Origin of the sequence: Arthrobacter sp. B2I5, assembly GCF_030816735.1 — a bacterium.
Lineage (GTDB): Bacteria > Actinomycetota > Actinomycetes > Actinomycetales > Micrococcaceae > Arthrobacter.
Genome location: NZ_JAUSYF010000001.1, coordinates 258,574 through 282,375 on the forward strand (window position 1 = coordinate 258,574; position 23,802 = coordinate 282,375).

Annotated in this window: 23 protein-coding genes; 3 read left to right on the forward strand and 20 right to left on the reverse strand. The window is 65.8% G+C overall.

What is annotated here, in order from left to right; genetic code table 11:
- Positions 1 to 20: 20 nt before the first annotated feature.
- From QFZ60_RS01165 to QFZ60_RS01190, 6 genes are all read right to left on the reverse strand, one after another.
- Entirely contained in the window at positions 21 to 758 is a 738-nt protein-coding gene (locus tag QFZ60_RS01165; RefSeq protein ID WP_307087403.1) for a GAF and ANTAR domain-containing protein, read from the reverse strand.
- A 252-nt stretch (positions 759 to 1,010) separates the two neighbouring features.
- Positions 1,011 to 3,518 (reverse strand): FAD-dependent oxidoreductase, encoded by a 2,508-nt coding sequence (locus tag QFZ60_RS01170; protein WP_307087405.1) that lies wholly within the window; start codon positions 3,516 to 3,518, stop codon positions 1,011 to 1,013.
- 39 nt (positions 3,519 to 3,557) lie between these two features.
- Positions 3,558 to 4,487: a formyltetrahydrofolate deformylase gene (gene purU / locus QFZ60_RS01175; protein WP_307087407.1), complete on the reverse strand. Its 930-nt coding sequence runs from the start codon at positions 4,485 to 4,487 to the stop codon at positions 3,558 to 3,560.
- 3 nt (positions 4,488 to 4,490) lie between these two features.
- Positions 4,491 to 6,413 carry a BCCT family transporter gene (locus QFZ60_RS01180; protein WP_307087408.1) on the reverse strand — a complete coding sequence of 641 codons (1,923 nt, stop codon included), beginning with the start codon at positions 6,411 to 6,413 and terminating at the stop codon, positions 4,491 to 4,493.
- A gap of 92 nt (positions 6,414 to 6,505) precedes the next feature.
- The gene (locus tag QFZ60_RS01185) at positions 6,506 to 7,921 is read right to left on the reverse strand and encodes a ferredoxin reductase (RefSeq protein WP_307087410.1); all 1,416 of its coding nucleotides are present in this window, start codon (positions 7,919 to 7,921) and stop codon (positions 6,506 to 6,508) included.
- The gene (locus QFZ60_RS01190) at positions 7,918 to 9,222 is read right to left on the reverse strand and encodes an aromatic ring-hydroxylating dioxygenase subunit alpha (RefSeq protein WP_307087412.1); all 1,305 of its coding nucleotides are present in this window, start codon (positions 9,220 to 9,222) and stop codon (positions 7,918 to 7,920) included. The genes QFZ60_RS01185 and QFZ60_RS01190 overlap by 4 nt, the downstream gene beginning before the upstream one ends.
- Before the next feature lie 151 nt (positions 9,223 to 9,373).
- Between QFZ60_RS01190 and QFZ60_RS01195 the strand changes: the two genes are divergently transcribed.
- Positions 9,374 to 10,306, forward strand: a complete 933-nt coding sequence (locus QFZ60_RS01195; protein ID WP_307087414.1) for a LysR family transcriptional regulator — start codon at positions 9,374 to 9,376, stop codon at positions 10,304 to 10,306.
- A 19-nt stretch (positions 10,307 to 10,325) separates the two neighbouring features.
- On the opposite strand, the gene QFZ60_RS01200 is transcribed toward QFZ60_RS01195, so the two are convergent.
- From QFZ60_RS01200 to QFZ60_RS01230, 7 genes are all read right to left on the reverse strand, one after another.
- Positions 10,326 to 11,135, reverse strand: a complete 810-nt coding sequence (locus tag QFZ60_RS01200; RefSeq protein ID WP_307087417.1) for an IclR family transcriptional regulator — start codon at positions 11,133 to 11,135, stop codon at positions 10,326 to 10,328.
- Positions 11,136 to 11,216: 81 nt separating this feature from the next.
- Complete coding sequence (gene uraH, locus QFZ60_RS01205) at positions 11,217 to 11,555, reverse strand: hydroxyisourate hydrolase (protein WP_307087419.1); 339 nt, start codon at positions 11,553 to 11,555, stop codon at positions 11,217 to 11,219.
- A complete protein-coding gene (gene uraD, locus QFZ60_RS01210; RefSeq protein ID WP_307093165.1) occupies positions 11,552 to 12,049 on the reverse strand; it encodes a 2-oxo-4-hydroxy-4-carboxy-5-ureidoimidazoline decarboxylase in 498 nt (165 codons plus the stop codon). The genes uraH and uraD overlap by 4 nt, the downstream gene beginning before the upstream one ends.
- Positions 12,050 to 12,274: 225 nt before the next feature.
- Positions 12,275 to 12,700 (reverse strand): ATP-binding protein, encoded by a 426-nt coding sequence (locus QFZ60_RS01215; protein WP_307087421.1) that lies wholly within the window; start codon positions 12,698 to 12,700, stop codon positions 12,275 to 12,277.
- Positions 12,693 to 13,025, reverse strand: a complete 333-nt coding sequence (locus QFZ60_RS01220) for an STAS domain-containing protein (protein ID WP_142117907.1) — start codon at positions 13,023 to 13,025, stop codon at positions 12,693 to 12,695. Before QFZ60_RS01220 ends, QFZ60_RS01215 begins: the two co-directional genes overlap by 8 nt.
- Positions 13,025 to 14,983 (reverse strand): glycosyltransferase family 2 protein, encoded by a 1,959-nt coding sequence (locus QFZ60_RS01225; protein ID WP_307087424.1) that lies wholly within the window; start codon positions 14,981 to 14,983, stop codon positions 13,025 to 13,027. Before QFZ60_RS01225 ends, QFZ60_RS01220 begins: the two co-directional genes overlap by 1 nt.
- Positions 14,980 to 16,092, reverse strand: coding sequence for a PP2C family protein-serine/threonine phosphatase (locus tag QFZ60_RS01230; protein ID WP_307087425.1), 1,113 nt, complete (start codon positions 16,090 to 16,092; stop codon positions 14,980 to 14,982). The genes QFZ60_RS01225 and QFZ60_RS01230 overlap by 4 nt, the downstream gene beginning before the upstream one ends.
- 262 nt (positions 16,093 to 16,354) lie before the next feature.
- On the opposite strand from QFZ60_RS01230, the gene QFZ60_RS01235 reads away from it, so the two are divergent.
- Positions 16,355 to 16,636, forward strand: coding sequence for a hypothetical protein (locus QFZ60_RS01235; RefSeq protein WP_307087428.1), 282 nt, complete (start codon positions 16,355 to 16,357; stop codon positions 16,634 to 16,636).
- A 206-nt stretch (positions 16,637 to 16,842) separates the two neighbouring features.
- Here QFZ60_RS01235 and QFZ60_RS01240 read toward each other — a convergent pair whose 3' ends face one another.
- Genes QFZ60_RS01240 through QFZ60_RS01250 form a run of 3 tightly spaced genes read right to left on the reverse strand, consistent with a single transcriptional unit; the run spans position 16,843 to position 18,491 of the window.
- The gene (locus tag QFZ60_RS01240; RefSeq protein ID WP_307087430.1) at positions 16,843 to 17,514 is read right to left on the reverse strand and encodes a DNA alkylation repair protein; all 672 of its coding nucleotides are present in this window, start codon (positions 17,512 to 17,514) and stop codon (positions 16,843 to 16,845) included.
- The gene (locus QFZ60_RS01245; protein WP_307087431.1) at positions 17,511 to 18,083 is read right to left on the reverse strand and encodes a GNAT family N-acetyltransferase; all 573 of its coding nucleotides are present in this window, start codon (positions 18,081 to 18,083) and stop codon (positions 17,511 to 17,513) included. The genes QFZ60_RS01240 and QFZ60_RS01245 overlap by 4 nt, the downstream gene beginning before the upstream one ends.
- 9 nt (positions 18,084 to 18,092) lie before the next feature.
- Positions 18,093 to 18,491, reverse strand: a complete 399-nt coding sequence (locus QFZ60_RS01250; protein ID WP_307087433.1) for a hypothetical protein — start codon at positions 18,489 to 18,491, stop codon at positions 18,093 to 18,095.
- Between the two features lie 97 nt (positions 18,492 to 18,588).
- Here QFZ60_RS01250 and QFZ60_RS01255 point away from each other — a divergent pair, with 97 nt between their 5' ends.
- Positions 18,589 to 19,983, forward strand: coding sequence for an MFS transporter (locus tag QFZ60_RS01255; RefSeq protein ID WP_307087435.1), 1,395 nt, complete (start codon positions 18,589 to 18,591; stop codon positions 19,981 to 19,983).
- Positions 19,984 to 20,049: 66 nt separating this feature from the next.
- On the opposite strand, the gene bcp is transcribed toward QFZ60_RS01255, so the two are convergent.
- The 4 genes from bcp to QFZ60_RS01275 all read right to left on the reverse strand — a co-directional run bounded on the left by bcp (position 20,050) and on the right by QFZ60_RS01275 (position 23,800).
- A complete protein-coding gene (gene bcp / locus QFZ60_RS01260; RefSeq protein ID WP_142117891.1) occupies positions 20,050 to 20,529 on the reverse strand; it encodes a thioredoxin-dependent thiol peroxidase in 480 nt (159 codons plus the stop codon).
- A gap of 81 nt (positions 20,530 to 20,610) precedes the next feature.
- A complete protein-coding gene (locus tag QFZ60_RS01265) occupies positions 20,611 to 21,261 on the reverse strand; it encodes a winged helix-turn-helix domain-containing protein (protein WP_307087437.1) in 651 nt (216 codons plus the stop codon).
- Between the two features lie 9 nt (positions 21,262 to 21,270).
- Complete coding sequence (gene allB / locus QFZ60_RS01270; RefSeq protein WP_307087440.1) at positions 21,271 to 22,614, reverse strand: allantoinase AllB; 1,344 nt, start codon at positions 22,612 to 22,614, stop codon at positions 21,271 to 21,273.
- Entirely contained in the window at positions 22,607 to 23,800 is a 1,194-nt protein-coding gene (locus tag QFZ60_RS01275; RefSeq protein ID WP_307087442.1) for a glycerate kinase, read from the reverse strand. The genes allB and QFZ60_RS01275 overlap by 8 nt, the downstream gene beginning before the upstream one ends.
- Positions 23,801 to 23,802: the final 2 nt, after the last annotated feature.

The following is a 23,802-nucleotide window of genomic DNA, read 5'->3' on the forward strand; positions in this document are numbered from 1 at the left end:
GCCGCCCAGGGGCGCGGGAGTTACAAGGAATCGAAATGGGTTGTGGGGGCGGTGCTGTCGAAGCGGGCCAGGATGCTGTGCGCAACATCCCTCAGCTTCTCATTCCGGTTGCTCGAGGCTTTGATCAGGACCTCCATTGCCTGCTCATGGCCGCAGCCCGTCTGGGCCATGAGCACACCGGCTGCGAGATTGATGGCGGTGCGCGATTCCATGGCTGCCGTAAGGTCCTCGGACTTCTCTGCGGACGTTTCCAGCCTCACGCTGAGCGCTATCGACTGTGCCGCCGCTGCCGCCAGGTCCAGCAGGGCGTCCCTCACATCCTCAGAGACCGGGCCGGGATCCCGCCTGTAACAGTTCAGTGCTGCGCCACCTGACGTTTTGAGTACGATGGGAACAGCAAAAACCGACCGCATGGGGCTTTCGGCCATTGCTGCCACATATGTCGGCCATCGCGTCTCGGCATGGAGGTCAACTACCTCAATCTGGTGGCCCGACCTGATGGCTTCCAGGCAGGGGCCCTGCTTCGAGGCGTACTGTACCTCGTCCATCTCGGCTGCCTCGGGACCACTGCTGCAGACGGTCATGGGCCTGCGGTTCCTGGTTACGGTCACACTGCAGGACGCTCCGCCGGGGCCTTGGCCGAGCTCGGCACTTGCAAGCTCCACCAACCGTTCCAGGAACACTTTCATGTCCGGACTGTCCAGGAGTACGTCAATGAGCGGGTCTGACCGCGTGCTGCTCAGTTTGCCGTCCACCACGAGAATCTCCTGCCTGCCCAGGCACGTCGCCGCCTGCTGTTCTCTCCTTACCCAAATTTACCTTTGATGTCTGCCGGCTACACCGGCTTCTTACCGTCCGTCTGCGCCGACACTCCGGGATTCCTTCGCGAGATGACACTCAACAGCGATGTTCGACGCCGGGACTACCGCTAAATGCCATCTCGCGGGGACAAAGAAGGGTGGTTGGGCCTGCCGGTCTCAAGCAGGCCCAACCACCCCTAATGGTGCGGCTCAGCCGCGGATGCGCTCCATGCCCGGATCGAACAGCGGTTCGGCGGTGACAGTGGCAGCGATGCGGTTGCCGAAGTACTCGATCTCCACGCTGTCGCCTTCAGACACCGAAGAGGGCAGCCAGGCGTAGGCGATCGGCTTGCGCACTGTGTAGCCGTACGCCGCGCTGGTCACGTAGCCCACGGCTTCCCCGGCCACGTACACCGGTTCCTTGCCCAGCACCATGGACGTTCCGTCGTCGACCGTCAGGCAGCGCAGCGTCTTGGCGGCGGGCTGTTCCCGCAGGGCCGCCAGGGCTTCCGCCCCCACGAACCCGGTCTTGTCCTTGGCCACCGAGAAGCCCAGACCGGCCTGGTACGGGTGGTGCTCGGACGTCATGTCCGTGCCCCACAGCCGGTAGCCCTTCTCAAGGCGCATGCTGTTGAACGCTCCGCGGCCGGCGGCAATGATGCCGTGCTCCTGGCCTGCCTCGAACAGCAGGTCCCACAGCTTGAGCCCGTACTCCGCGGTGGTGTAGAGCTCCCAGCCGAGCTCACCCACGTAGGACAGGCGCATGGCCGTGACGGGGATGCCGCCAACCGAGATTTCCTTGGTGCGGAAGTACTTCAGGCCGTCGTTGGTCAGGTCGTCGGAGCTGACCTTGCCGATCACTTCGCGGGCCAGCGGCCCCCATAGGCCGATGCAGCAGGTGCTGCCGGTGATGTCTGTGACATGCACCCACTGGGAGGGATCGGCGGCGGACTGCTTCCGGGCCTCCACCCGGAGGTAGTCAAAGTCCACGTTGCTGTTGACGCCCAGCTGGAAGTCCTCCTCCGCCAGACGGGCGACGGTCACGTCACTGCGGATGCCGCCGTCGTGCTCCAGCAGCAGGCAGTACGTCACGGCACCGGGCTTCTTGGCAATGTTGCCCGTGCTGAGCCGGTGCAGCAGAGCCTGCGCGCCCGGGCCCACCACGGACAGCCGCTTCAGGGGCGTCATGTCGTAAAGTCCGACGGCGGTACGCGTCTTCCACGCTTCGGCTGCGGAGATGGGGGAGGAGAACAGGGCGGACCAGGAGTCGCGCTCCGGCGCCTGCCATTCGGCCGGCAGCTCTTCGAGCAGGCCGCGGTTGGCCTCGAACCAGTGCGGGCGCTCCCAGCCGGCGGACTCCAGGAAGAACGCCCCCAGCTCCTTCTGCCGGACGTTGAACGGGCTCACCCGGAGGTCCCGCGGGGATTCGCGGGGCTGCAGCGGGTGCATCACGTCGTAGATCTCCACAAAGTTCTGCTGCGAGGTTTCGCTGACGTACGCGTCGGAGGTCTGGACCTTCTCGAAGCGGGTGAGCTCGCAGCCGTGCAGGTCCGTCTGCGGCCGGCCGTCCACGAGGAGCTCGGCCATGGCTTTCGCGACACCCGCGGAGTGCGTGACCCAAACGGCTTCGGCCACGAAGAAGCCTTCCAGGTCCGGCGCCTCGCCCATGAGCGGGCCGCCGTCCGGGGTGAAGGAGAAGATGCCGTTGAAGCCGTCCTGGATCTCCGAGTTGCGGAGCGCCGGCAGCAGGTCCTGGCTGTCCTCCCAGGCGGGCAGGAAGTCTTCCAGGGTGAACTCCAGGCGGGAGGGCATGCGGTGGTCCGACATTTCCTCTGCGGAGACCTTCGGCAGGGCGGACATGTCCACCGGCATGGGGCGGTGGGCGTAGCTGCCGATACCGATGCGGTCGCCCCATTCGCGGTAGTACAGGTCCTTGTCCTGGAAGCGCAGGATGGGCTTGCTGGCTCCATTGGGGAGTTCGTTGACGCCCTGGAGTTCGGGCAGCGGGGTGCTGATGGCGTACTGGTGGGCCAGCGGCAGCAGCGGTACTTCCAGGCCAACCATCCTGCCGAGTTCACGGCCCCAGAAGCCCGCACATGACACCACGATGTCTGCCGGGATCAGTCCGTTGTCCGTTTCGACGCCGGTCACCTTGCCGCCCTCCTGTGCGATCCCGGTGACGGTGGTGGAGCCGAGGTAGGTCACGCCGGCCTCGGTGGAGCGCTCGATCAGCAGCTGCACCGCACGGGCGGCCAGGGCCAGGCCGTCGGTGGGGATGAGCAGGCCGCCCAGGACTTCGCGGCCGCCGGTGAGCTTGCCGGTGTTCAGGAGGGGGTAGATCTTTTCGCATTCGTCGGCGTCGACGATCCGGCTTTCGACGCCCCAGGAGGTCATCACGCCCATCTTGCGGTGGAGATCGGCCAGTCGTTCGGGGGTGGTGGCCAGCTCCAGGCCGCCCACCTGGTTGAAGCAGGACTGGCCGTCCTTGCTCAGGGCCAGAAGCTTGTTCACCGTGTAGGTGGCGAATTCGGTCATGGTCCGTGACTGGTTGTTCTGGAATACCAGGCCCGGCGCGTGCGACGTGGAGCCGCCGGCGAGTTCCAGCGGGCCCTGTTCCACCACCGTGATGTTGGTCCAGCCGCGGGCGGTGAGTTCGTCGGCAAGGTTGGTTCCGACAATGCCGGCGCCGATAATGACAACGCGTGGTGATGCGCTCATGGGTGTTGTTTCTCCTGTTTTGCTTGGCGGGCGTTGGCGTTAGCGGAAGACGACGGTGCGGGTGTTGTTGAGCAGGACCCGGTGCTGGCAGTGCCACTTGACTGCGCGCGACAGCGCCTGGGATTCGGCGTCCCTGCCTACCGTGACCAGGGCGTTCGGGTCCAGGCTGTGGTCCACGCGGAACACTTCCTGTTCGATGATCGGGCCCTCGTCCAGGTCCGCGGTGACGTAGTGCGCGGTGGCTCCGATCAGCTTCACGCCGCGGTCATAGGCCTGGTGGTAAGGCTTGGCGCCCTTGAAACCCGGCAGGAAGGAATGGTGGATGTTGATGGCGCGGCCGCGGAGGGTCTTGCTGAGGCCGTCCGAGAGTACCTGCATGTAGCGGGCCAGGACCACCAGGTCTGCCTGGTACTCCTCCACCAGTTCCAGCAGGCGCGCCTCGGCCTGCGGCTTGGTGTCCGCGGTGACGGGGACGTGGATGAACGGCAGGCCGGCGGCTTCCGCCATGGGACGGAGGTCCTCGTGGTTGGACACCACGACGGCGATCTCCGCACCCAGGCTGCCGGCGCGCCAGCGGAAGATCAGGTCGTTGAGGCAGTGGCCGAACTTTGAAACCATAACCAGCACGCGCTGCGGGCGGCCGTCGTGGATGGTGAACTCCATGCCGAATTCGTCGGCAACGGCGGCGAATTCAGCGCTGAGGCCTTCCGGGGAAACTTCCTTGTCTCCCGGGGTGAAGGCCGTGCGCAGGTAGAGCTTGCCGCTCATGTGGTCATCAAACTGCTGGTGTTCAACGATGTCGAAGCCGCGGTCAGCGAGGAATGCGGTGATGGCCCGGACGATTCCGGGGCGCTCCGGGCACGCAAGCGTAAGGACGTACTGTGCCGTGTCGGTGCTGCGGACGCCGGCGATGGCGCCTGCTTCCGCCGTCACGTTAGCGGTGGGGCGGCCCTCAAGGACTGTGGTCATGGTCTACTCCTGGTTCTTTGCGTGGGCTTGGGTGTCAGCGGAGGGAGCCGCGCAGCGGCCGTCGTCGGGACAGCGCTGATCACATTGATGTTTGGTAACGAGGTCGAACTGGGCGCCGCCGTGCTGGTCCACACCTGTGCGGATGGCACGCTCCACCACGGAGTCGGCCAGGCGGCGCCGCAGGGAGAGCGGATCGCGGCGCAGGTCCTTGACCAGTGCGAAGCACAGCAGCAGCATGACCAGCACGAACGGCAGGGCCGCCACGATGGTGATGCGCTGGAGGCCGGAGAGCGCTTCCGAAGGCTCGTCGCCGCCGGCCAGCAGCATGACCGCTGCCACGGCGCCGGTGAGGAGCCCCCAGAAGATGACCAGGCCGCGCTTGGGATCGGCGGCGCCGTTGGAGCTCAGGGAGGCCATGATGATCGACGCCGAGTCGGCTCCGGTGATGAAGAAGATGGCCACCAGCACCATGGCCAGGACGATGACGGCCGCGGTCAGCCAGGCGGGCATGGACATGTTCTTCACCAGGTCGAACAGTGCCCCGTCGAAGTCGATGCTCGGGACCCCGTTGGTGGTGGTCACCATTCCCGGCGTTCCCGCCTTGTCCGCTTCCTGCTGGATGTGGAAGGCCGTGCCGCCAAAGATGCCGAACCAGATGACGCTGACAATGCTGGGAACCAGCAGGACGCCCGTGACGAACTGGCGGATGGTGCGGCCCCTGCTGATGCGGGCGATGAACATACCCACGAAAGGTGTCCAGGAGACCCACCAGGCCCAGTAGAAGATGGTCCAGCCGGACATCCATTTGCGCAGGGCTTCATCACCTACCGCCTCGGTGCGGGAGGACATTTCCGCGAGGTCCCTCGCGTAGTCACCCACGGCGGCAGGGATGAGGTTGAGGATGAACAGGGTGGGCCCGGCAATGAAGACGATGAGCGCCAGGACCACGGCCAGCACCATGTTGATGTTGGACAGCCATTGGATGCCCTTGCTGATGCCGGAAACGGCCGAAGCCACAAAGCACGCCGTCAGGATGGCAACGATGGCCACCAGGACCGGCGTGCCGATTTCCCCGACCCAGCCGTTCGAGGTCAGGCCGCTGCCGATCTGGAGGGCGCCGAGGCCCAGGGATGCGGCGGTGCCGAAGAGGGTGGCGAAGATGGCCAGGATGTTGATGAACTTCCCGGCGGGTCCTTCCACGGCCCGGAGCCCGAAGAGTGAGGTAAACGCAGCGGAGATCAGCTGCCGGCGGCCCAGGCGGTAGGTGCCGTAGGCCATGGCGATTCCCACGACGGCGTACATGGCCCAGGGGTGCAGGGTCCAGTGGAAAATGGAGGTTGCCATGGCTGTCTGGATGGCTGCCGGCGTCCGGCCGTCCACCGTTCCCGGCGGCGGGGAGATGTAGTGGTAGAGCGGCTCGGCCACACCGTAGAACATGAGGCCGATGCCCATGCCGGCCGCAAACATCATGGCAATCCATGACACGGTCCGGAACTCGGGCTTCTCACCGTCTTTGCCGAGGGGAATGTTGCCCCACTTGCCTAAGGCCAGCCAGAGGACGAAAACAACGAACAGCGAGGCCAGGACCATAAAGAGCCAGCCGGTGTATTCCATCACCCAGCCGAGGGCGGCTGTTGACGTGGCGGCCAGGCTGTCCCGGCCCAGGAAGCCCCAGGCCACGAAGGCCAGTGCCAGGACGCCTGTGATGCCAAAGGTGGCCTTGTCGAGGGTGAGTTTACGGTTCCGCCGTTGTGCCACAGCGTGTTCGGCCTTGGTCTGGCGGAGTTCCTGCATGATCTGCTGGGTGTCCTCCACGTCATGTGGTTCGTGGGAGGAAGGAGGGTTCTCCGTTGCGGAAACGGGGTTGGGCTCCTCCAGCTCAAGGTGGGGTTGGGCATCCGGGCGGATGTCGCTGTTCAAAGCCATGTCAAGTCCTTTGGTTTGAATTCATGGGCTGAGGTTGTACTCCGGCGTCCCCGAGCCGGGCGGAAGATGGGTCTTCCTGGGTTGAACAAGTGCTAGGCGTCTATCACCAAGTCCGTCTGGGCCGTGGAGCAGCAGGGCAGGAACTTGCCTGCAGAGATTTCCCGCGCCCGGATCCCGCCCTGGTGGTTCATTTCGACCTCCCCTGAAAGCTTGACGACCTTGCAGGAGCCGCACATGCCTTCCTTGCAGTTCGCGCCAATCCTGACGCCCGCACGCTGGGCCACCTCGAGGATGTGCTGGGTGGGGTCGATCCGGACATTGATGCCGGTACGCATGAAGGACATGGTGAGGCTGCCTGTTCCCACGGTGTCGAAGCTTGAGGCATCCGGGGAACCGGCTTCCGGCTCCATGCCCGGGCTGTCGACGGCGGGGTCGGAGCCGGGTGCTTCCGGGCCACTGATTTCCAGCGGCAGCCCCGAGGCCTCCAGAGTCCCGTCGGCGTCGTAGCCGGGCTCGTAGAGCCCGAACGCTGCGGGCTGGCCTTCAAAGTAGTCCTCGGCGGAATCAGCGATTTCCTCGGCGATTTCCTCTGCAATGTCCGTTGCCAGCGCCACCTCCGCCTGGTATTCAAGGAGCGTCTGGCGGTCTCCCGAGAAGAACTCCATGTAAATGGAAGTGTCATCGACGCCGACCTTTTGGAGGAGCTCGGTGGCGGTGTTCAGGTAGCCCTCGGGACCACAGGCGTATACCTGGCGGCCGTTGGCATCGGGGGCCACCTCCTCGAGCATGGCCGCCGTCAGCCTTCCTCTAAGCCCTTCCCACCGCTCCGGTACGCTGCGGTCGCCCAGGGAGTAGTGGACCTTGAAGCGAGAGTCCACGGAGGCGATATAGGCCAGTTCCCGGTGGAAGGCAAAGCCGCCGGCATCCGAGCCGTGGTAGAGCACCACCACATCGGCGTGCCCGGGCAGTGAGTGGATGGTCCGGACCATGGACATGACCGGAGTGATGCCTGCGCCGGCAGCAAGCAGGAGATACCGTGCCCGCCGGTCCGCGTCGGGCAGGTGGAAGGCTCCTACCGGTCCCAGCATCTCAAGGATGGTGCCGGGTCTGACGTTCTCGTGCACCCAGGGCGAGACCAGTCCTGTGGGGTCGCACTTGACGGTGATGCTGAAGGTCCACGGCTGGGTGGGTGAGCTGGACAGCGAGTAGCTGCGGTCTACCGGCTCCTGGTCCTCGCCATTGACCGGAAATGCAACGTTCACGTACTGGCCCGCACGGAATGCCAGGGGTGCACCGTCGCAGCGGCGGAACACGAAGGTCATCATGGCGCCGGCCTCGGGAACGGTCTCGACGCATTCGGCCATGAACTCCTGGGGGTGCCATGGCCCCAATGCGCGGGCTGCCCGGGCGGGTGTCTCCGGGCTTCCCATCACCCTGTTCCACGGCATCTCCAGACCGCGGATTCGCTGTGGTTCCTGGATTGCCGTTTCGGTGAGGAGTTCAATCATGCCAAGTGCTCCTGCACGCGCTGCACGTACCAGTTGATGAACGCCTCCACCTGGTATTCGCTCTTCATGTAGGGACCGGGCTCATAGGCGGGGCTGCCGGCACCCTGCTGGCACAGCTCCACGAACGCCTTGTCCTGCAGGTTCGTCTGCTTCCAGGTGTAGGTGAGCTTCTCCAGGTCGTAGTCGACGCCTTCCACGGCGTCGTCAGCCACCAGCCACGTGGTGCGTACCAGGCTCTGGTGTTCGTTGATGGGGAAAACACCGAACGTGATGACGTGGTCGCCGAGGAAATGGAACCAGCTGTTGGGCTGCAGGTGCATTGAGCAGCGGCCAAGGCGGAAGTCGGGCAAGTCACCGAGCAGCTTCTTGGAAAGCCTCCGCCCGTCAGCGGAGAAGGATTCACCCTCGCCATCGAGGGGTTCCCGTGAAATGCGGATTCCCGCGATGCGCGTGTCCAGCTGCTCCACCACCTCGTAGGGAAGGCCGTAGCGGCGGCAACGCTCCTCGAGCGAGGCCTCGGCTTGCTTGTTACGGTCCCACACCTCCTCAAGGTGCGCCGGGATCAGGCCTTCCGTCAGGCCCCAGGTCGGGAAGAGGGAGCAGGCGAGCTCAGGGTGGCCGTCGCAGTGGTAGCACTCACGGTTGTTCTCCATGACGAGCTTCCAGTTGCCCTCTTCGATGATGTTCTGCTGGTAGGCGATCTTTGTCTTCGAGAGATCGTGGGGCGCCAGGTAGGGCTCGAAGATCTTTGCGGTTTCGTCGAAGTCTGCCGGCGGTTCATCCGCAATGCAGACGAAGATCAGGCCGGCGACCTCGCGGCCGTGGGCGCGCTTGAGGCCAAAGCAGCTCTTGTCGAACTTCGTTTCCCCCGGCGCGGAGGCATGGATCAGGTTGCCCTCCGGGGAATAGGTCCAGGAGTGGTAGCCGCAGACAAGGTTTCCGGTTGACCCGGCAGCTTCGGTGAGAACGCGGGCGCCGCGGTGGCGGCACACGTTGTGCAGGACGTTCACGCCGCCGTCGTCGTTCCGCAGCACAATCAGGGAGTAGGGCCCGTAGTCAACGGTGACGTAGTCGCCCGGCTCCGGCAGTTCGGCGGTGCTGGCGGCAAAGATCCAGTGCCGGCCGAAGATCGCCTCCATGTCGAGGTTGAAGATCGAGCGATCGGTGTAGAAGGGGGCATCGAGGGAGTAGCCGGTGCGCCGGAACTCAAACAGGGCGGTGATCTCTGCCAGCTGCTCGGCAGGCAATGAGGCAGCGAGTTTTCCGCGTGAATTGAGGGGGACGTTCACTGAAGCAGTCATGGGCTTCCTCCCGGGAGGCATGGGTAGTGGGTGTTGCGTGTTGACCACGGGTGCTGGCGGCAGGGTCAAAGTACTTGTAGTCATGAGATTAGGGTCACAGGAGGTGCAACAAAAGCGCGAGATTTTGAAGATAACCATGCAGAATAGGTGCATGATCGATCCGCGGCTCATCACTCTTCGGGTGTTTGCCCGCTGTGGCACTATCGGCGCCACCGCGGAACTTACCGGCTACTCTGCCTCCGCCGTCTCCGCTCAATTGCGGGAGCTCCAGCGCGTGCTTGGAATGCAGCTGCTGACGAAAGACGGCCGGGGCTTGCGGCTTACCGCCACAGGACGTTTTCTCGTGGCCGGCACGGATCCCCTTATTGCCGAGTGGGAGAGCCTGCGCGCCGCAGCCATGGAGGCCGGCGACCAGGTGCAGTCCCACTTCGGCCTCGGTGGATTCTCCTCTGCGGCCGCCCACTTGTTGGCGCCGCTGGCCGCCACGCTGCGCTCAACACGCCCCCTGCTGGAGGTACAGGTTCTGGAGGCTGATCCGGCCCGCTGCTTCGACTTGTTGGTTGCGGAACGAATCGACCTAGCAGTCATTGTTGCAATGCAGTCCGGCAGTTATGGCGAGGATGACCCGCGCTTCGAGCAGAAAGTTCTGCTCGATGATCCGCTGGACGTGATCATTCCCGGTGACCATCCACTGGCATCACGGGGAACAGCGACGCTTGAAGAGCTGGCGTCGGAACCATGGATCACGGAGGCCGCCGGTTCCACTTACCATTCACTCTTCACCGCGGCGTTCACGGCAGTTGGGGTGACACCGCGGATTGCCCATGAGGCCGTTGAATGGGAAACCCACATCGCATTCGTGGGTGCGGGGCTGGGCGTCGGGCTATTGCCCCGGCTGGCGCCGTTGCACGGTGCCGAAAACGTGGTTCGGCTGCGCATCACCGGGAAGGGAAAACCCACGCGCCGCATTGTGGCCGCGGTGCGCAGGGGCAGCATCGCCTCACCCCTGATCCAGGAGTCGCTCGACATCCTGCAGGTCAACGCCAACCGGATCCTCACCAGCCGGCTCGACGAGGATCTTTGAGCGCTGCCGGCGTGCGTCCTCAGCGGTGCCTGTAGCCCATGTTGGCACTGACCTTGAATCCGGCTTCCTTGAGCTTCTCCAGCAGGCCCGGAGTCTGCTCCGGCTCGAAGCGGAAGGCCGGGCCTGAGATGCTGAGGGCGCCAAGAACCTCACCCTGATGGTTGTAGACGGGCACCGCAACTGCATTGAGGCCGATCTCGAACTCCTCGCGCACCACGGCGTACCCCTTGGCGGCTACCTCCAGCAGTTGTGCGTCGAGTTCCTTGCGGCTGGTGATGGTCCGGGAAGTGCGTGCCCCCAGCCCGGTCTCCTTCAAGATGCGGTCCCTTTCGCCGGCATCCAGGGCGGCCAGGAGGACCTTTCCGCTGGACGTGGCATGCAGCGGCGTCAGGCTTCCCACCCAGTCGTAGGTGGCCAGCGTGGAGGGGCCCATGGCCTGGTCCACATTCACCGCGTAGTTGGAGCGCAGGACGGCAAGGTTGACCGTTTCCTTGAATTCCTCCGCCAGGCTTTCCAGGACGGGCCGTGCCTCGTGGACCAGGCTGAGCCGCCCGGGAATGGAGCTGGCCAGGCGCAGGATGCCAAATCCGAGCTGGTACTTTCCGCGCTCCGTGTTTTGGTGGACCATCTCCCGGCTCACCAGCGACCCCATCAGCCGCGACACGGTGGATTTATGGATCCCCATCTCCTCGGCGATCTCGCTCACCCCGGCATGCCCCTCCCGTGCCAGGATTTCCAGGACCGTCAGGGCGCGCTCCACGGACTGCACCCCGCCGGACTGGCCTCCGTCGGCATCGATATCGGATTCAGGATCTCTCTTCGAAGCCATACTTCCTGATCCTATGCCGGGAACTGTGACGGCCTTGACATTGGGTTAAGGCGCTTGATGCTGAGGCCCGCGAGTTGGCGCTTAGCTGCCGCGGTAGGTGGAGTAGGCGAACGGGCTCAGGAGCAGGGGCACGTGGTAATGCTCGGGGCCGGTGACTTCGAAGACCAGGTCCACCTCCGGGAAGAACGTTGCCGTCCCCAGTCCGGCGTAGTACTTGCCCGTGGCGAAGTTCAGCTTGTAGTGCCCGGGTTCCAGCTGCTCCGGCCCCAGGTCCTTCGCCCGGCCGTCCGCATCCGTGCTGGACGCCGCCAGCTCGCGCCAGGTGCCGCCGTCGTTCTTCAAGAGGACGACGGCGACCCCCGCCGCCGGGCGCCCGGCACCGGTGTCAAGGATGTGGGTGGTGACGTGGGAAACGCTCATTCGCTGATCAGTCCTTCAAGCCGCAGTACGGCGATCTCGCGCAGCTGCTGGGCCACGATGGTGTCTTCTTCGCCGGGGGAGTTGGTGAGCCGCTGGTTCAGGGCCTGCAGGATCTCCGGGGCGGTGCGGCCGGCGGCCCGGATCAGGAAGACCCGGCCGAACTTCTCCTCATACTCGCGGTTCCCCCGGGCCAGGGCCTCGGCTGCCGCAGCATCCGCAGGGTCCACCCCGGCCTGCTCGGAACGTGACATGGACGCCTCGGTGCTGGCCGCCGTCGGACGTTCCCCGATCCTGGGATGGTGGGCCATGGCGGCTTCAACCTCTGCGGGAGTGAAGGGATTTGCTGCCTGGGCGGCGAACTCCAGCAGCTGGTCACGGCTGGTGAACGGCCGTGCTGCCGCCACCGCCTCCACCCAGCGGCTGACGTCGATGCAGGGCCGGAGGGTGGCCTGGGCCGCAGCGGAACCGGCGGCGTTGAATTCGGCAAGCTTCATGCTGGCGTCTTCCTCGATGGTCATGCTGGCATCCATGGTGACGGCTATGCGGATGCCGGAGAGCCCGGCGCCCGTTCATGGAACTCCACGAACAAGCTTCCGCATCATGGAACTGTTATTTCAGCATACGTAATATTCAAGAGCAGCCCCGGGGAGGTGTCAAGCGGTGACGTCGCAGCTTCAGTCACCGGCAGTCCCAGCCGCCAGCGGCCAGCCGGATGAGTCCTAATCCTGGGAGGACGTCCTGGACAACACCCAGGTGTTCGTGGCGCCCTGGCGCTCGAAGGTGACCGTGGTGACCAGCGCCTCGATCAGTGCCAGGCCGCGGCCGGACTCGGCGTCGTCGCCCGGCGTGGCCGGCTCCATGGGGCCGAACGGCGGCTTGGCGTAGTAGGCGCTGACACGGGCCTGCAGCAGCGCGGGCTCCACGGTGGTCTCCACCCCAAGCTCCACTTCCCGGTCACCGGCGGGCTGCGCGTGCTGGACGATGTTGGACGCGGACTCAATGACCGCCGTCGTAAACGTCATCTGGTCCATGTCGTTGACGAACGGAACGTCCAGCCAGAGGCTGTCCAGGTCGTTGTGGACCGCCTCGATGGCGTCCTCGGCAGCGGGCCCCCGGAAGCTGCGCGAGGCCAGGACCTCAGTCATTGCTGAACGCCTCTTCGGCCGTGGCGTAGGCCGTGAGGACCTTGTCCATGCTGGTCAGCTTCAAGACCATGTTCACCTGTGGCTGCACCGCGGCGATCCGGAGGTCGCCGCCTGCCTGGCGGGCCGCCTTGAGGCAGCCGATCAGTGCGCCCAGCCCGGAGGAGTCCATGAAGGCGGTGCTTTCCAGGTTCACCACGATCCGGTTGGAGCCACCGGCAATGACGTCCGTAACGAATTCGCGCAGCTTGGGCGCGGAGACCATGTTGAGCCGACCGTCCGCCTTGACCTCGGCGTACGAATCTTTGACCTCGTAACTGAACTCCATCAGGGTTCCTCTCTGTTTGCAGGTTCTGCGGCCGGTTCGTACCCCTTATAGAGCACGGCGCGGACCAGGATGCTCATGACCACCAGGTCAAAGACCACCCAAACAACGTTGACCAGGGTGCCCAGCGGTTCCGCCAGTCCCGTGGCCAGGCGGATGATTCCGACGACGGCGGCGACGGCCAGCAGGATGGACACCACGATCTGGGGCCGGATGAGGCTCCAGCTGGGTCCGCCGCTTTGCCGGGCCTTGGGGGTGACCGCAAACCCCAGGGGACGGCCGAACCAGACGTTCCGGGCCGCCGTCGTGCACGCCTTGATCCAGGTGGGGAACAGCGCCAGGCTGTACTGCTGCCCGCGCCAGGTGGGGATGCCGCGGCCGGCCACGGCGAACAGCAGCTGGTTGACGACCATGAACGGGATGAAGCGGCTGAAGAAGTCCCAGCTCAGGCTGCTGACCGGCAGGATGCCCAGCAGCAGGTAGATGATGGGGGCCGCGAAGTAGATGACCGCCGCGAACCCGCTGAGGTAGGTCCACATGGTGGCGAAGTACATCAGGCGCTGGCCCAGCTTGAGGCCCTTCTGGACCAGCGGGTTTTCGCGGAGCAGCACCTGGATGGTGCCCTGCGCCCAGCGGAGGCGCTGGGTGAGCATGGTGGCGATGTCCTCGGGCGCCAGGCCGTAGGCCAGGATCTCGTGGTGGTAGACGCTCTCCCAGCCCATGGCGTGCATGCGCATGGCGGTGGCCATGTCCTCGGTGACGGAGATGGTGGCCAGCGGCATCACCGGCTGGGCTTCGTCGCTTCGCTCCACCGTCAGGGCATCCAGGACGGCCTGGACGGATTCCAGGGCGCCCAGCGGGGACCAGTCGCGGGCGGACATGCGCTGGACAGCGTCGTCAGCCACCACCGGGACGCCGGACTCGCCCACGTGGGCCAGTTCCATGGCGGCGATCTCTTCGAGGTCCGCCTGCAGTGCGGCGACGTCGGCCTGGACCAGGGTCTGCACGGCGGCATCCACCCGGCGGCGGACCCGGTACGTGACCTCGCCGAGGGGCCTGCCGGCGTCCACTTCCTCCTGGGCTTCGCGGGTGGCTGCCTCCACCTCGTCCAGGACCTCCGCCACCAGGGGTGAGTCCACGTCCGCTGACTTGCGGGCCTGCTTGATGGCTGCACGGGAGGCGGCCAGGGCGCGGCGGATGCTCTTCTCGGTTTCCTTGACGTAGCCCACCAGGCCCAGCTGCATGAGGGCCTCGCGGCGCAGGATGGCGTTGGAGCCGCAGAAGAACGCGGCGTTCCAGCCGTCCTTGCCCTGCTGGATGGGGCCGTAGAACAGCGGCGCCTGGCTGCCGAGCGGATCATCGGCGGGGACATTGCTGAAGTACTGGGGGGTTTGGACCAGGGCCACCCGGCGGTTGTTGAAGTAACCCAGCGTTTTCTCCAGGATGTCCGGCTCGGGGATCTGGTCCGCGTCCAGGATCAGCAGGAACTCGCCGTGGGTGACCATGAGGGCGTTGTTCAGGTTGCCGGCCTTGGCGTGGCGGGGGAGGTCCTTGGTCCAGTCCCCGCTGCGGGTCACGTAGCCCAGGCCATGCTGTTCGGCCAGGGCCTTGAGCTCGGGCCGGGCGCCGTCGTCCAGGATCCAGGTGCTGTGCGGGTGCCGGATCCTCTGGGCAGCGAGCGCCGTGGTGAGGACCATGTCCAGGTCTTCGTTGTAAGTGGTGATGAAGACGTCCACGGTCGCATCATGCGGCGGCGCGGGGGCGCCCTTGCGGATCTTCAGTTTCCACACGGTCATGCCGAAGAGCATGACGTCGATGAGGCTGTAGGTTTCCGCCACCACCAGGGGCAGGGCGATCCACCACGCATCCCAGTTCAGGGACGCCATCCAGCGCCACGCGATGTAGTTCAGGCCGGTCAGGACGGTGAGGACAACCACCAGCCGGGTCCAGAAACGGGTCACGCCGCGGCCTCCAGGGGCAGGCGCCGGACCACAACCACCGTGACATCGTCTTCGGCCGTCTCGGCGGGGGCGAGGCCAAGGATGGAGGTGCTGGCTTCCTGCGCCGAACCTGCGGACTGGGTTGCCTGCTGCACCGCGTCGGCGAAGTCCTCCACGGTCCCGAAAACATCCAGCACTCCGTCGCTGACCACCACCAGCGAATCGCCGGGGGCGAGTTCCAGGTCCGCCTGCGGCCACTGGGTTCCCGGCCAGGCGCCAACCGGCGGTCCCGCCGAGGGGAGGCGGTCTGCCGGGCCGCTTGGCTGGACGTGCAGCGCAAGGCCGTGCCCGGCGTCGACATAGCTCACCTTGCCGGAGGCCGCGTCAAGGCGGGCGTGGAACAGGGCGACGAAGGAATTGGAGGAGTCCAGGTCCGCGGCGATCGCTTTGCTGGCGGCCGCGAACCCGGCGTCCAGGTCCTGCCGCAGGCCGGTGGAGCGCATCACTGCCCGGACTGTTGCCGCGATCAGCGCTGCCCCCATGCCCTTGCCCATGGCATCGGCAAAGGTAAGGTGCAGCCCGTCAGGCGTCTGGTACCAGTCGTAGAAGTCCCCGCCCACGCTGCGGGACGGGCGGAAGAGGCCGGCGACGTCGTAACCGTCAACCCGGATATCTTCCTTGGGCAGGAGGCTTTGCTGCACTTCGGTGGCGCGTTCCAGCTCGCCCCGGGCTGCGGATTCGGCTGCAGCCGAAGGACGGCGCCGGAACAGGGCATTGATGCGCGACTGCAGTTCCCGGGGGCTGAACGGTTTGCTGATGTATTCGTCGGCGCCGTTGTCCAGGCCGGTCAGCTTGTCGAGTTCGTCCGCACGGGCGGTGAGCATCACGATGAATGCGTCAGAGAATTCCCGCAGGAGCTTGCACACCTCCAGCCCGTCCAGGTCCGGCAGGTTCAGGTCCAGAGTCACCAGGTCCGGCTTGGTGCGGCGGACCTCCTCCACGCCCGGCAACCCTGCACCGGCCTGGGTGACGTCGAAGCCCTGCTTGACCAGGACGCGGACCAGCAGCCCTCGGATGTCCGGGTCATCTTCAATGACCACGGCACGGCGGATTTCAGGGGGAGAGACCATAGCTCTACTTCTACAGTATTAAGGCGCACAGGGCATGTCGTGCGCTCCACGGCTTTCGTGACGTCGCTGACAGCACCGTTGTATGGGTCCATTTCCGCCCCTCCTTATGGTCACTCAGCAGATCTTGCGGAAATCTTGGCATCTGCTTGCCGGGACGTTGAGGAACGCCGGTCACACTCGAAGGGACACAGCAGCTTCCACAAGAGACGGTACGACGACGGCCGCTCGGAGGCTGCACGGCTTGCGGAAGGCGGGGAAGCCAATGGAACACATGAAAAGGAACGGTGCGGACAAGGCCAAAGCATTGCTCCGCCTTTACTTCCACTCACGCAAAGTGCGGGCAGCGGCCAGGGAACTGGGGCACGCGCTCGCGGAATCGCGGGAAGCGTCCAGCTGGCCGGGGGACCGGCTCCCGGTGGGAGAGGAGATGTCGCGGCACGTGGAGAAACTGACCCGCCGGCTCAAACTGGAGACCGAGACACACCACAGGTTGGGCGTGCTTTTCAAAACTGCGGGTGGAGGGCATTCCGTCCCGGCGCTCTAGGTGCCACACTTAGCAGCAATCGATTGGCTGGGGATAGTCAGGAGATTGCAGTGGGTGCTTTGGCGGGTTGGGCGTACCTTTTGGCAGGGCTGATGACCATGGACGCGCTGCTTCTGGCGCTGTGGGCCATGGAAGTCGACTGGGGCAAATACTGGCGGCGGAAGTAGCCTCGCCCTGCTTGCGGGACTGCCTGGGAGTACTGTCGGTCAGGCCCCCTGCTGCCGGCCGACCATCTCATTGATCCATGCAGGCGCGTACGGCGACGTGCAATTGGGCGGCGTGGGGTAGTCCTTCAGGACGCCCAGGCGCTCGCCGATGTCCAGGGCCCGGACCCGGAGATCCGCGTGTCCAATGCCGATTCGAGCGAGGGTGGTGTTCATTGACCACTGCAGCCGGCCCGGAGCGTCCTTCATCTGCGCTTCAATGGTGTCCAGGAGGCCCGGCAGATCCAGTCCATCAGGTTTCCTGGCCACCCGGTCGGCGGTCAGCTCCCACCCGGCACTTGCCACCCGTTCGTCGGGATCAGCCATCCAGGCGAGCCGCAGTGCCTCGGCGTGAGGAGTCTTTTTGAGCACATAGTTCACCAGCCAGTCCTGCAGTTTGGGTGCGCGCGACTCGCGGAGCATGGTGTCCAGTTCGTCCGGACCAAAGTCTTTCGGGCGGCAGATCAACACTGCCAGCAGCCGGGCGGCCGTGTCACCGGTAGCCCAGAGATCCAGGGCAAGGTCCTGCTGGGTCTTTAGACGCCTGGCGATCTCCCGCAGCCGGGCGAGGTTGACGCCATGGTCATCCCCGCGCTTCTGGTTGGCCCCGCGCACATTTGGGTCCTCAAGCGCCGACAGTTCAGCGAGGACAGCTTCAAAAACTGCCCGGGTCATGCCAACTCCAACCGCATGAGTACCCTCGGGAAGCCGTTCAGCACCGATTGGGTGTCCGCCGCCTTGGTGAAGCCTGCGTCCTCGAACAGTTTCCGGGTGCCCACGTAGGCCATGGTGAGGTCAACCTTGCTGCCCTTGTTGTCCACGGGATAGCCCTCGATGGTGCGTGCTCCGTGGGAGCGGGCCATGGCCACGGCTCCGGCCAGGAGATGGTGCGAGATACCTTTGCCGCGGTGGCCGGGACGGACACGGAGGCACCACACGGACCAGGCGTCCTGGTCGTCGCCGTGCGGGATTTTTCGGTTGCGGGCGAAACTGGTGTCCGCCCGTGGATGGATTGCTGCCCACCCGACTGGTTCGCCGCCGTCGTACGCCAAAACTCCGGGCGGTGGGTCCTGGGCCACCAGCTGCCGGACCAGCTCCCCGCGCTGTTCAGCACGGAGGGCAACGTTCTGTTTGGAAGGGATCCGGTAGCTGAGGCACCAGCAGACCGTGGCATCAGGCCGCTTGGGTCCCAACACTGCCTTCACGTCCTCGAAGTTTGTCGCCGGGTGCACCTCAATGGCCATGCCGCCATCCTAGTCTTCCGGCATCCGGCCAATGCTCCAGGCTGCGACCTTGCGGACATCAACCCTGGTTGCCTGGAGGGGCACCCTGACACCTCCTGAAAGCAGGATTGGCCCCAGGAAATGGATGTACGGTGGCTGGCCTCCAGTGCGGATATCGGCTGCGTCCTCCCCGGATTCCCACGAGTCGAGAACCCCTGCGATGGCCCAGCTGCCGATCCGCACCTGGTCATTCTGCCGCTGGGTCCACGAATGCTCCGACACCACCGACCCCGAAATGACGGCACCGTCAACCACTACGGTGAGTTCCAGGGTTGCGTCGGGGCCTGTCCCAAAGACCGAGTCCAACAGCAGCAGGAGGCGGGGATCCGTCCCGTCGTCCGGGGTTTCCTGATCCGTCCCGTGGTCCATGCCCGTCCCTTCCTTATGTGCCGGCGCGAACACGCCCTCCCCATCAGCCTAGTTTCCACCCTGTTGGCACATATGCCGCCTCACTACACTGGGACGCATGACCCAGCAGGAACCGGGCAAGGCTGCTGCGGACCCGGATACCGCCGGCACCTCCCCGCGCAGTCCAGCCGAACGCTCCCGGACCTTCACCGGCATCCTGGTCAACACCGCCCTGGCCAACATCACCACCAGCTACCTGTGGTTCGCCCTGACGTTCTGGCTGTACCTGGAGACGCGCAACGTGATCGCCACCGGCGTGGTGGGCGGCGCATACATGCTGCTCATTGCCCTCTCCAGCATCAGTTTCGGCACCTTCGTGGACCGGTACCGCAAGCTGGCCGTGATGCGCTTTGCTGCGTGTTTCACGCTGGTGATGTTCGTGCTGTCAGGGGTGATGTTCCTGCTGACGCCGGCCACGTCCCTGCTCGATCTGGGGGGCCCGTGGTTCTGGATCTTCACCCTGGTCATCCTGATAGGCGCCGTGGTGGAGAACCTGCGGAACATTGCCCTCTCCACCACCGTGACCATCCTCATCGAACCGGAGCGCCGCGCCAACGCCAACGGGCTGGTGGGGATGGTGCAGGGGCTGACTTTCATCGTTACCTCCCTGCTGTCCGGATTATCAGTGGGGCTGCTGGGCATGGGCTGGACCATTGCCACCGCCCTGGTGCTCACGGCGGGGGCCTTTGCCCACCTGCTGACCCTGCGGATGCCCGAGGAGGTGCGGGCCGCGGCAACCGACGCACACGGCGGGTTCGACCTCCGGGGCTCGCTCGCTGCCGTGCTGGCCATCTCGGGGCTGTTCGCGCTGATCCTGTTTTCCACGTTCAACAACTTCATCGGCGGCGTCTACATGGCCCTGATGGATCCGTATGGGCTGGAAATGTTCTCCGTGGAGATGTGGGGCGCCGTCTTCGCGGTGGGATCCACCGGGTTCATCATCGGCGGGGCCCTGATCGGCAAATTCGGGCTCGGCGCCAATCCACTGCGGACCCTGCTGGCTGCGGTGGCGGCCATGGGCGTAATCGGTGCGGTGTTCACGCTGCGGGAGTGGGCGTGGCTCTACATCCTGGGAATCTGGCTGTACCTGGTGCTGGTTCCGTTCGTGGAGGCGGCCGAACAGACCGTGATCCAGCGGGTGGTTCCGTTGGAGCGGCAGGGACGGGTCTTCGGCTTCGCCATGGCGTTCGAGTCAGCTGCGGCACCTGTTACGGCGTTCCTGATCGCCCCCATTGCCCAGTTCTGGATCATTCCCTATGCGCGGTCCGCGGACGGTGCCGCCCGGCTGGCCCCGCTGCTGGGCGAGGGCACCTCGCGGGGCATCGCCCTGGTTTTCCTGGCGGGCGGCATCATCATGATCGCGGCCGCCCTGCTGTCCTTCCTGACGCCGGTCTACCGCCGCGTCTCGGATTCCTATGCGCAGGTGGCGGCAGAGGCGAAGGCGGCCGGTTAAACGCCGGACGCCCCGGCAGGAAGTGCCAGGGCGTCCGGTCAAATGGCGCCGAAGTGATGGAGCGTTCTAGACGCCCAGGGCTTCCTTGAGGCGGGCAACGTGGCCGTCGGCCTGCACCTGGTACTGGGCCAGGGTGACTTTTCCTTCGGGGTCCACCACAACCGTGGAGCGGACAATGCCCTCATGGATTTCGCCGTGGACCAGCTTCTCGCCCCACGCGCCGTAGGCCAGGGCAACAGTGTGGTCGGGGTCGGAGAGCAGCGGGAAGGTCAGGGAGAAATCGCCGGTAAATCCGGAGAGGGCTTCCTGGGCATCGGGGGAGATGCCGACTACCTCGTAGCCCTTGCCCTGGAGGGATGCCAGACTGTCGCGGAAGTCGCAGGCCTCGGTGGTGCAGCCGGGGGTGGCGGCCTTCGGGTAGAAGTAGACAATGACGTTCCTGCCGCGGAAGTCGGCCAAGGAGGTCTCCCGGCCCTGGGCGTCCCGGAGGGTGAATTCAGGAGCCGGGGTGCCGGGCTGAAGCTTGGTGGTCAGGGTGGGGCTCATGGCGTTCCTTTGTAAGACTCGGTCAGTGATGGCCAAACATCAAGTGAAGCGGGTTGCCGCTTAGTGATACAAACCAGCGCGTCATATGCAGTATTCCGCCGGTCCACGGACGGCTGCGTGCGGACCCGGCACAAACTGGTATCCGCCGCCGCGCACGGTGGCCACGGCATGGCGGGCGTTGCCCAGTTTCTTGCGGATCCTGCCCACGTAGACGTCGATGGATCGTGCCGTGGCGCCGGGAAAATCCAGCGATTCCAGGAACTCCTGCAGTTCCTCGCGGCCCACCGTCCGGGACAGATGGGTCACCAGGTAGCGCAGCACCTTGTATTCGACTCCGGTCAGGGCCACGCGCCTGCCGTCCAGCAGGACGGTGTCCGCGGCGAGGTCCACGGCGACCCGGCTGACGGGGCCGGCCGACGGCGGCAGGCGGGTGCCGCCGTCGTCCTTTGAAAGTGCCGGGCCGGCTGCCTCCGCCGCGGAAGGAGACGGAGAGGAGTCGGCTTCGGCTCCCTCCGCGGCGGACGTGGGGGCTCCGGCGGCAGGCCAGTGGACTTCCGCCTCCGGAGCAGTTTCGAGGGCCCTTGCCAGGACCATTTGGGCGGCGTGGCGCAGGATTTCCGGGCTGGTTCCTTCGGCCGGGACCACCCATACGGCGAGTCCGCGGGCGGCAGCTTTGGGTGGGGCCACCCGTGGACGGTACGCCGTCCTTGGATGGTGGACTTCCACTGCCATGGCGCGTCCCTAGACGCCGCCGCGGCGGATCAGCCTGCCCGTTGGGGTCTGGCCGTCCACTGCGGCACCGCGGAGGAAGGTCTTGCGCACCACACCGGACAGCGCTTTGCCGTCGTACGGGGTGATCGGGTTCTTGTGTTTGAGCTTTGACACGTCCACCACGAACGCCTCGTCCGGCGCGAAAACGGCGAAGTCCGCGTCGTAGCCTAGCGCCAGCTGCCCCTTGTTGGTGAGGCGGGCCAGGCTGGCGGGCTTCTCGGCCATCCAGGACACCACCAGCTCCAGCGGGATCCCGCGGTGCCGGGCTTCGGTCCAGATCAGGGACAGGCCCAGCTGCAGCGAGGAGACTCCGCCCCAGGCCACGGCGAAGTCGCCGTTTTCCAGGTCCTTCAGGTCCAGCGTGGAGGGGGAGTGGTCCGAGACGATGCAGTCGATGGTGCCGTCCTGCAGGCCCTGCCACAGCAGTTCCCGGTTGGAGGCCTCGCGGATGGGCGGGCAGCACTTGTAGGCGGTGGCGCCGTCCGGGATTTCCTCGGCCATCAGCGTGAGGTAGTGCGGGCAGGTTTCAACGGTGAGCTTCACGCCGTCGCGCTTTGCGGAAGCGATCATGGGCAGTGCGTCCGACGACGAGAGGTGCAGGATGTGCGCACGCGCACCGGTCCAGCGGGCCCGTTCGATGACCTCGGCGATCGCCTTGTTCTCGGCGCCGCGGGGGCGGGAGGCCAGGAAGGTCTGGTAGTGGTCACCCCCGGGGTGCGGGGCGCGGTCAATGGCGTGCGAGTCCTCCGCATGGACGATCATGAGCGAATCGAAGGACTTCAGCTCGGCCATGTCCTCCTCCATCTCGTCGGCATCCAGGTGCGGGAACTCGTCCACGCCGGAGTGCAGGAGGAAGCACTTGAAGCCGAATACGCCCTCGTCATGCAGGGGGCGCAGGTCCGCTTTGTTGCCGGGGATGGCGCCGCCCCAGAATCCGACGTCGATGAAGGCCTGGTCCTCGGCCACCTCGCGCTTGAGCTTCAGGTTTTCCACGGTGGTGGTGGGCGGGACGGAGTTCAGCGGCATGTCGATGATGGTGGTCACGCCGCCGGCTGCCGCGGCGCGGGTGGCGGAGGCGAAGCCTTCCCACTCGGTGCGGCCGGGCTCGTTGACGTGGACATGGGTATCCACCAGGCCGGGCAGCAGGGTTTCGTCGTCGGCGAGTTCAATGACTTCGGCACCGGCCAGGCCGTTGCCCAGCGGTTCGATGGCCACGATCCTGCCGTTCCGGACGCCCACTTCACGGGGTGCGATGCCGGCGGTGGTGAGGATGCGCTGGCCCCGGATGACCAGGTCAAAACGTTCTTCAGACACGGAGGTCCTCCTTGGTACTTGCGGTGGCGGGCCTGTTGGCCGCGAGTCCCGCACTGATCTGGGTGCCCAGCTGCTCCAGCAGCGGTCCTGCCTCTGCTATGCACCTGTTTACATCGCTTTCCAGCGCCGTCAAAGCGTGGATGTCCTCGAATCCGGCGGCAGCCGCCTCGGCGGGGTCCAGGGTGGTCCGGCCGCAGACGGCGATGACGGGAACGCCCTGGGCAGCGGCGGCGCGGGCAACACCCATGGGGGTCTTGCCCAGCAGGCTTTGCTCGTCCAGGCTGCCTTCGCCGGTGATCACCAGGTCGGCGCCGGCGAGGCGGTCCGCCAGCCCGGTGAATTCAAGGACGACGTCGATGCCCGGCCGCCGCGTTGCGGCCAGGACAGCGATGGCGGCGTAGCCCACGCCGCCGGCTGCCCCGGCTCCGGGAGCCTCGGCAGCCTTGACGGCGCGGAATCCGATTTCCCTGGCGAGGACTTCGACAAACCTGGCCAGGGCGGCGTCGAGCATGCCGACGTCTTGTTGTGTGGCTCCCTTTTGCGGACCGAAAACCGCAGCAGCGCCCTGGGCGCCCAGCAGCGGGTTGTCGACGTCGGATGCCAGCACAAAGCGGGTGTCCACCAGCCGGGGCTCGAAATCGGTGAAATCGATGCTGTGCAGGTTTGCCAGCGCAGCCCCGCCCGGTGGCAGTTCATTGTTCCTGCTGTCCAGGAACCTGGCGCCGAGCCCCTGCAGGAGCCCGGCGCCGCCGTCGGTGTTGGCACTGCCGCCCACGCCGAGGATGATCCGGCGGCAGCCGGCGTCCAATGCGGCGCGGATGAGCTGGCCGGTCCCGAGGCTGGTGGCGTTGGTGGCGGCTGCCGAATCCGGCCGGCCACCGTTTTGCACGCCTGGCACCAACGCGAGCCCGGACGCCGTGGCCATCTCGATGACGGCTTCATGTCCCCGGACGGCGAAGTCCGCTTCCACGGGCTGGCCGGTGGGACCGGTGACCGTTGCGCTCCGGCGGGTGAAGCCGGAGCCGACGGCGGCGTCAAGGGTGCCCTCGCCGCCGTCGGCCACCGGAATCCGGACCACCTCAAGGTTCCCGCCGGCACCGCGCTGCAGGCCCTTTTCCAGGTGGCTGCAGACCTCCGGGGCGGACAGCGATCCCTTGAACTTGTCCGGGGCGATAACCACGCGCATGG

Coding starts and splice junctions, on each gene's coding strand:
- uraH (WP_307087419.1), bottom strand. CDS start 11,555: ATGAGCGTTTCCCACGTCACCACCCACATCCTTGACACCGGTGCCGGG.
- purU (WP_307087407.1), bottom strand. CDS start 4,487: ATGACCACAGTCCTTGAGGGCCGCCCCACCGCTAACGTGACGGCGGAA.
- QFZ60_RS01215 (WP_307087421.1), bottom strand. CDS start 12,700: ATGACTGAGGTCCTGGCCTCGCGCAGCTTCCGGGGGCCCGCTGCCGAG.
- QFZ60_RS01245 (WP_307087431.1), bottom strand. CDS start 18,083: ATGGCCATTGAGGTGCACCCGGCGACAAACTTCGAGGACGTGAAGGCA.
- QFZ60_RS01185 (WP_307087410.1), bottom strand. CDS start 7,921: ATGATTGAACTCCTCACCGAAACGGCAATCCAGGAACCACAGCGAATC.
- QFZ60_RS01195 (WP_307087414.1), top strand. CDS start 9,374: ATGATCGATCCGCGGCTCATCACTCTTCGGGTGTTTGCCCGCTGTGGC.
- QFZ60_RS01255 (WP_307087435.1), top strand. CDS start 18,589: ATGACCCAGCAGGAACCGGGCAAGGCTGCTGCGGACCCGGATACCGCC.
- bcp (WP_142117891.1), bottom strand. CDS start 20,529: ATGAGCCCCACCCTGACCACCAAGCTTCAGCCCGGCACCCCGGCTCCT.
- QFZ60_RS01170 (WP_307087405.1), bottom strand. CDS start 3,518: ATGAGCGCATCACCACGCGTTGTCATTATCGGCGCCGGCATTGTCGGA.
- QFZ60_RS01220 (WP_142117907.1), bottom strand. CDS start 13,025: ATGGAGTTCAGTTACGAGGTCAAAGATTCGTACGCCGAGGTCAAGGCG.
- QFZ60_RS01240 (WP_307087430.1), bottom strand. CDS start 17,514: ATGACCCGGGCAGTTTTTGAAGCTGTCCTCGCTGAACTGTCGGCGCTT.
- uraD (WP_307093165.1), bottom strand. CDS start 12,049: ATGAAGCTTGCCGAATTCAACGCCGCCGGTTCCGCTGCGGCCCAGGCC.
- QFZ60_RS01275 (WP_307087442.1), bottom strand. CDS start 23,800: ATGCGCGTGGTTATCGCCCCGGACAAGTTCAAGGGATCGCTGTCCGCC.
- QFZ60_RS01235 (WP_307087428.1), top strand. CDS start 16,355: ATGGAACACATGAAAAGGAACGGTGCGGACAAGGCCAAAGCATTGCTC.
- QFZ60_RS01265 (WP_307087437.1), bottom strand. CDS start 21,261: ATGGCAGTGGAAGTCCACCATCCAAGGACGGCGTACCGTCCACGGGTG.
- QFZ60_RS01200 (WP_307087417.1), bottom strand. CDS start 11,135: ATGGCTTCGAAGAGAGATCCTGAATCCGATATCGATGCCGACGGAGGC.
- QFZ60_RS01250 (WP_307087433.1), bottom strand. CDS start 18,491: ATGGACCACGGGACGGATCAGGAAACCCCGGACGACGGGACGGATCCC.
- QFZ60_RS01230 (WP_307087425.1), bottom strand. CDS start 16,092: ATGGTCTCTCCCCCTGAAATCCGCCGTGCCGTGGTCATTGAAGATGAC.
- QFZ60_RS01190 (WP_307087412.1), bottom strand. CDS start 9,222: ATGACTGCTTCAGTGAACGTCCCCCTCAATTCACGCGGAAAACTCGCT.
- QFZ60_RS01180 (WP_307087408.1), bottom strand. CDS start 6,413: ATGGCTTTGAACAGCGACATCCGCCCGGATGCCCAACCCCACCTTGAG.